General features: G+C 62.1%; 1 protein-coding gene. It reads right to left on the bottom strand.

Going from position 1 to position 1,322, the window contains the following annotated elements; translation table 11 throughout:
- Positions 1-1,322 (bottom strand): beta strand repeat-containing protein (locus GR198_RS35165; RefSeq protein WP_164070484.1); only part of this gene is annotated, 1,322 nt, incomplete at both ends.

The raw sequence follows: 1,322 nt of genomic DNA, 5'->3' as shown, positions 1-1,322 counted from the left end.
CGCCGCCGGAAAGCGTATCGATGGCAGCGCCACCCGTGATCACGTTGTCGAGATCATTGCCTGTTCCGGCGAAGGCTAGCGTGCCGATATAGGTGAGGTTCTCGAGATCGCTGCCAAGCGTATAGCTCGTCAGCGTCGTGCGAACCGTGTCGATCCCCTCATTGGCCGCTTCGGTGATGAGGTCGCCGGCATTGTCGACGATATAGGTGTCGTCGCCCGCACCACCGATCAGCGTGTCGGCCCCTGCCCCGCCGTTCAGCGTGTCGTTGCCGATACCGCCGGTGATCGTATTGGCAAGCGCATTGCCGGTGCCGGTGAAGTTGGCCGATCCCGTGTAGCTCAGGTTCTCGACATTGACCAAGGCGGCGATCGAGTAGGCTGCAAGCACCGTGCGGATTTCATCGGTGCCGGCGTTGACCGCCTCGTTGATCACGTCGCCCGCACTGTCGACCACATAGATGTCGTTGCCCGCTCCGCCGTTCAGCGTGTCATTGCCGGTGCCGCCGTCAAGCAGATCGTTGCCGGCGCCGCCGATGATCGTGTTGGCAAGCGCATTGCCGGTGCCGGTGAAGCTGGCGGATCCCGTATAGATCAGGTTCTCGACATTGTTGCCGAGCGCATAGCTCGAAAGCGCCGTCTTGATCAGATCGGTTCCTTCATTCAGTCCTTCGGTGACCACATCGCCAACGTCATCGACAATATAGGTGTCGTTGCCCGCTCCGCCGATCAGTATGTCTGCTCCGGCCTTCCCGTCCAGGATGTCGGCACCTGCCGCGCCCCTGATCGTGTTGGCAAGGCCATTGCCGGTGCCGGCAAAGGCTACCGTACCAATATAGGTGAGGTTCTCGAGGTCGCTGCCAAGCGTATAGCTTGCCAGCGTCGTGCGAACCGTGTCGATCCCCTCATTGGCCGCTTCGGTGATGAGGTCGCCGGCATTGTCGACGATATAGGTGTCGTCGCCCGCACCACCGATCAGCGTGTCGGCCCCTGCCCCGCCGTTCAGCGTGTCGTTGCCGATACCGCCGGTGATCGTATTGGCAAGCGCATTGCCGGTGCCGGTGAAGTTGGCCGATCCCGTGTAGCTCAGGTTCTCGACATTGACCAAGGCGGCGATCGAGTAGGCTGCAAGCACCGTGCGGATTTCATCGGTGCCGGCGTTGACCGCCTCGTTGATCACGTCGCCCGCACTGTCGACCACATAGATGTCGTTGCCCGCTCCGCCGTTCAGCACGTCATTGCCGGCGCCGCCGTCCAGCAGATCGTTGCCGGCGCCGCCGATGATCGTGTTGGCGAGCGCATTGCCGGTGCCGATAAAATCGCCG

Source organism: Rhizobium leguminosarum, assembly GCF_010668065.1.
In the GTDB taxonomy this organism is placed as follows: Bacteria; Pseudomonadota; Alphaproteobacteria; order Rhizobiales; family Rhizobiaceae; genus Rhizobium; species Rhizobium leguminosarum_S.
Note: the sequence above shows the minus strand (reverse complement) of the source record. Positions and strands in the feature narration are given on the sequence as shown.